Genomic DNA, 4,954 nt, shown 5'->3' with positions numbered 1-4,954 from the left:
TCGAATCGGACCTCCTTTCTGTTCTGATTTATGGATAGGCTTGGGTGCTGCGCGATGCTCCCTAGTTATGAACCTACAACACATCCTCGCAACTATGAGCGGTCATGTCCGGCTTCAATGAGCTGCTTGGCGAAACGCGAGTCGCCAACATCGGAACCAGACCCCGCAGCTTGTGGTTTGCACTTGTTCGATTCATCTGGGCGGCAGTCTCAACAATGTAGTTTAGCTACAGGAGGAAAAAGCCTATACCAGTTGGACCCAAATCCAATGAACTACTAGAGAGTATCACGCAACATCCAAACAAGAAAACTATCCACGAACTTGTCTGTAAATTAACTATACGAGGAGGGATTCTATGTACATCAAGCTTGATCATCTGACAAAGCAATACGGCGCCACCTCTGTCTTAGACGAAATCAACGCCCAGATTGAAGAGGGCGAATTCTTCGTTCTGGTCGGTCCATCCGGCTCCGGAAAAAGCACCCTGTTGCGGATCATTGCCGGGTTGATTCCGGCCACGTCCGGCGATGTGTACTTCGACAACCAGAAAGCAACCGACCTGCCGCCGAAGGATCGCCACTTGGCGATGGTGTTCCAAAACTATGCACTGCTGCCGTTCATGAGTGTGGCCGAAAACATCCGTTTCGGCTTGCATAACTTGCAGCTGGATACCACGGAGGAAGCCAAGCGGGTCAATGACGCACTGGCGATGGTTCAATTGACTGAACTGCGGGACCGCAAACCTAAGGAATTATCCGGCGGCCAGCAGCAGCGGGTGGCGCTGGCCCGGGCCATTGCCACCAAGGCCTCGCTGGTCTTGATGGATGAACCCTTGTCCAACTTGGACGCTCAGCTGCGTACCGAAATGCGTCAGGAACTGGTCCAGTTACATAAAGAACTTGGCATGACCTTGCTTTATGTGACCCACGATCAGGTGGAGGCAATGACGATGGGTGAACGGATCATGGTTCTCAATGACCACCATGTTCAGCAAGTCGGCACACCCTTGGATCTATACAATCACCCGGCCAATGAATTTGTCGCCAGTTTCATCGGCAGTCCGAAGATGAACATGTTTGACGCCACCATCGATGCCTTGGAGCATTTGGCCACCTTGCAATTGACCGATGCCAATCAGCATTCCGTTCGACTGCCGCTGCCCTTCGATTTACAGGCCGGCGCCTACCAGCTGGGCATTCGGCCGGAAAAGATTCAGCTGCATGACCAGCCAGCAGAAAACAGCTTCCCCGTGCGGGTCATGGCGGTCGCCAATCTCGGCCGGGAGTCTTCAGTGACGTTGGTCAACAACGGCCACGAATTTATTGCCAGCGTACCGGAACAATATCCAGTACCGGAGAATCAGATCGTTTACGCGACCTTGCCCACCGATGCCGCCGATTTGCACTTCTTTGATGAGAAGAGCGGTCTCGTCGTGAATAATAAGGGGATCCCCGAAAAGGCAGGTGTGCTTGATGGAATTGCATAACACCCCAGTCGCCGCTCCCAGTACGACCACATCAGGCACCAAGGGCCGTTTTCTGAAAAAGACCAACGCGGCACTCTGGTTCCTGTTGCCGTCACTGGTCATTCTGGCCGTTTTCACCTTCTACCCGATGATCATGACCGCGATCGAAAGTCTGTTTTCCACCAATGTTCGGGGCGAACTTGCCCAATTCGTTGGGTTTAGCAATTATGCCGAGATTTTCAGCGATCCGTTATTCCTGAAGAGTCTCGTGAATACCTTTATCTTCGTCATTACTGCCGGCTTGGGGACCATCGCCCTGGCACTGTTCCTGGCCAGCATGGTGACTGAAAAGATGCGGGGCAGCGGTTTCTTCCGGACCGCCTTTGCGTCCACCATGGGCATCTCTGGCGCCGTCGCGTCGGTACTGTTCCTCTTCCTGTTCAACCCCTCGGTGGGGGTGCTGGGCATCCTGTTGAAGGATATCGGTGTGAAGCAGAACAATCTGGTGGCCGATCCCACCGGGGCGATGATCATTCTGGTCGTCGTCAGCATCTGGATGGGGACCGGCTTCTCGTTCCTGAACCTGCTGGGCGCGCTGCAATCCGTCCCTGCCGATTACTACGCCGTGGCGGATCTAGCCGGCTGGTCCAGCTGGCAGAAAACCTGGAAGATCACCATCCCGATGGTTTCGCCCACGCTGTTCTTCCTGCTGGTGGTCGAAATCATCGGCAAGTTCAAGACCTTTACCGAAATTGACCTGATCACCGGCGGCGGTCCGGACAATGCGACCAACTTCATCGCCTACAAAGTCTATACGGACGCCTTTGGCAACCGCAACTTCGGCATCGCTGCCAGCGAAGCACTGGTGCTGACCGCGATCATTGCCTTCGCCACCTGGTTTCAATTCCGCTTCACAGAACGGAAGGTGTATTACAAATGACCCAACTCAAACATGCCAATCATTATTTCTGGTTGATTCTGGTGGCGTTGCTGATGAGTGCACCGATCCTGATCGGGATCTGGGCCAGTTTGCTGCCCACCGCCGATATTGCGGCCGGGCACTTGACCTCAACCAACATCTCGCTGGCTAACTACGTCGCGGCCATTCAGACGACGCCGGTCCTGCGCTACATGGCGAACTCCTTCATCATCGCCATCTTGATCACGGCTGGCCAGCTGGTGCTGTGCACTTTGGCGGCATACGCGTTTGCCTTTCTAGACTTCCGCTTCAAGAAGCAGATCTTTGCACTGTTCCTGATCACGATGATGCTGCCCTTTGAAGCCCAGATCATTCCGAACTTCCAGACCGTCCGGACCTTGGGCTGGCTGGATTCCTATGCCGGCTTGACCATTCCGTTCTTTGCCTCCGCGTTCGGGGTGTTCATGCTGCGCCAGGCCTTTCTTCAAGTGCCCAACGAATTGCATGAATACAGCCAATTGATCGGCTTGAACCACTTGCAATTTCTGTTCAGAATCGTACTGCCATACTCTCGCTCGACGATCGTGACCTTCGTGCTGTACATGTTTCTGACCCATTGGAATGATTATCTTTGGCCGCTGATCACAACCTTCACCGATCAGTACCGCACCACACAAGTCGGTTTGAAGCAGCTGCAGGCCCAGGATACGTTCAGTAACTGGGGCGTCATCATGGCTACTGCCATCCTGATCCTGCTGCCGACGCTGATCGTCTTGATCATTGGCCAGTGTTACTTCCGGAAGGGCTTGAATACGGGAGGGTTGAAAGCATGAGCAAAACGTTTTGGCACCGCTGGGGGCAGCTGATTGCTGCCACGCTGGCCGTCCTCGCTGTGGTGAGCGGTATTGCCTTCACGACCACGGCCCGCAATGCCGCCCAGGCCAGTTCCGGCCGGATCGTTATTAGTTTCTGGCACTCCATGAACAGGCCGAACGGGCAGTTGCTGGATAAGATCGTGGATAATTTCAATCAGAGTCAGACGAAGTATAAAGTCGTCTCGCAGTATGAGGGCAGTTACGGCTTGGCGGAGTCCAAGTACATCAATACCCTGCATACGAACGTCACACCGACGATCATGCAGCAGTCGGATATCCCGACCATGACGGCGGTTGGAGATTACGTACCGATTCAGCAATTCGTCGACGCGGATCATTATGACCTGAACCAGTTTTATCCTGGTATTCTCTCCGGCTTCAAGCTGAAGGGCAAGTTGCAATCCATGCCGTTCAACGCCTCATCCAGTGTGATGTATTACAACAAAGATCTGTTCAAGAAATATGGCGTCAAGCCGTTATCCAAGTCCCCCAGCTACAGTGAGATCCGGGCGGCGGCTAAAGCACTGACGGAGAAATCCAAGGGCGCCATGAAAGGCGCGACGCTGCAGATTTATCCGTGGCTGCCGGAACAATTAGCCGCGAACCAAAACGCTGTGGTCGTGAACAAAGATAATGGCCGCACGGCGGCTGCGACGTCAGCCGAGCTGAATACGCCCGCCATGCAGCGAACTTTTGCTCGGGTCCAAAACATGATCAAGGACGGCAGTTTCCAGAACTACGGTACCGGCTCGTCGGCTTCGGTGAACCAAATGGCCGGGTTCCTGGCGGGCAAGATCGGTATCTTCATGCAGAGTTCCGCCGCGGCGGGGACCATTGCCAAGGGCGCTAAGTTCAAATGGGGCGAGACCTTCACGGGCTCATGCGGACGGCGTACCGGCTAACGGCGTTGCCGCTGGCGGGGCCAGTCTATGGATCAGCAAGGACAAGTCGAAGGCTGAACAGCAAGGCGCTTGGGAATTTATCAAGTACGCCATGGAAGCCAAACAGCAGGCAGCTTGGCAGATCGGTACGGGCTACATTGCCGTCAATAAGGCGTCGGTCAAGACGGCCGCGTTGCAGGCCGCGATCAAGAAAAATCCAGACATCAACGTGCCGATCGAACAGCTGCAAGCCGGCAAAGTCAACGCCGCGACAGCGGGGCCGTTCCTGGTCAACTCGCAGATGGATCAATATTTAGGCACGGCGATGCAGCAGATTTACGGCGGCAAGGATATTAAGCAGTCGCTGCAAGAAGCACAGGACGAAGTCAATAAAGGAATTCGCGACACGAATAAGAATAATGCCGCGATTCTGAAATCAGTCTTCGCTAAATAGTATCCTTTTCCTCCTCGGAAAATGACAATGACCCGCAGATGCAACCTCAGCTGAAGTGCCCTACAATTGTTAGACAAGAAGTCTAACGATTGTGGGGCATTTCTTGTGACCAAATATAGTAACGAATTAAAGGCAAAAGTGGTTTCTGAATACTTGAAAGGCGGTATTGGTTACAGAGAGCTCAGCGTTCGATATGGTATTCCTTCGCGCGCTAATATTCGAACCTGGGTCAATCAAGCTAGGACCCACGGTATCGAGTCTTTGAAGGTCAAACACAACAAGGCTACGTATTCGCAGACCTTTAAAATTACTGTGGTAGAGTATGTGCATACACATCAAGTAAGCAGAGTTCAAGCTGCC

At 53.5% G+C, this 4,954-nt stretch carries 6 protein-coding genes; all 6 read left to right on the top strand.

Annotated elements, in window-relative coordinates; translation table 11 throughout:
- Positions 1–355 precede the first annotated feature (355 nt).
- Positions 356–1,486 (top strand): ABC transporter ATP-binding protein, encoded by a 1,131-nt coding sequence (locus tag H627_RS18715; protein ID WP_051225475.1) that lies wholly within the window; start codon positions 356–358, stop codon positions 1,484–1,486.
- Positions 1,473–2,405, top strand: a complete 933-nt coding sequence (locus H627_RS0115020; RefSeq protein WP_027829579.1) for a carbohydrate ABC transporter permease — start codon at positions 1,473–1,475, stop codon at positions 2,403–2,405. The genes H627_RS18715 and H627_RS0115020 overlap by 14 nt, the downstream gene beginning before the upstream one ends.
- On the top strand, positions 2,402–3,217 hold the full coding sequence (locus H627_RS0115015; protein ID WP_027829578.1) for a carbohydrate ABC transporter permease: 816 nt from the start codon (positions 2,402–2,404) through the stop codon (positions 3,215–3,217). Before H627_RS0115020 ends, H627_RS0115015 begins: the two co-directional genes overlap by 4 nt.
- Positions 3,214–4,161, top strand: coding sequence for an extracellular solute-binding protein (locus H627_RS18710; RefSeq protein ID WP_258457790.1), 948 nt, complete (start codon positions 3,214–3,216; stop codon positions 4,159–4,161). The genes H627_RS0115015 and H627_RS18710 overlap by 4 nt, the downstream gene beginning before the upstream one ends.
- Positions 4,094–4,594, top strand: coding sequence for an extracellular solute-binding protein (locus H627_RS20770; RefSeq protein WP_258457789.1), 501 nt, complete (start codon positions 4,094–4,096; stop codon positions 4,592–4,594). Before H627_RS18710 ends, H627_RS20770 begins: the two co-directional genes overlap by 68 nt.
- Positions 4,595–4,660: 66 nt before the next feature.
- Positions 4,661–4,954 (top strand): helix-turn-helix domain-containing protein (locus tag H627_RS0115005; protein WP_155827973.1); only part of this gene is annotated, 294 nt, incomplete at its 3' end.

Origin of the sequence: Schleiferilactobacillus harbinensis DSM 16991 (genome assembly GCF_000425885.1) — a bacterium.
GTDB lineage: Bacteria > Bacillota > Bacilli > Lactobacillales > Lactobacillaceae > Schleiferilactobacillus > Schleiferilactobacillus harbinensis.
This window is presented reverse-complemented; position numbering and strand designations above follow the sequence as displayed.

Excerpts from the sequence above, each read along its gene's own strand:
- H627_RS18715 (WP_051225475.1), top strand. The coding sequence starts at position 356 with ATGTACATCAAGCTTGATCATCTGACAAAGCAATACGGCGCCACCTCT.
- H627_RS0115015 (WP_027829578.1), top strand. The coding sequence starts at position 2,402 with ATGACCCAACTCAAACATGCCAATCATTATTTCTGGTTGATTCTGGTG.
- H627_RS0115020 (WP_027829579.1), top strand. The coding sequence starts at position 1,473 with ATGGAATTGCATAACACCCCAGTCGCCGCTCCCAGTACGACCACATCA.
- H627_RS18710 (WP_258457790.1), top strand. The coding sequence starts at position 3,214 with ATGAGCAAAACGTTTTGGCACCGCTGGGGGCAGCTGATTGCTGCCACG.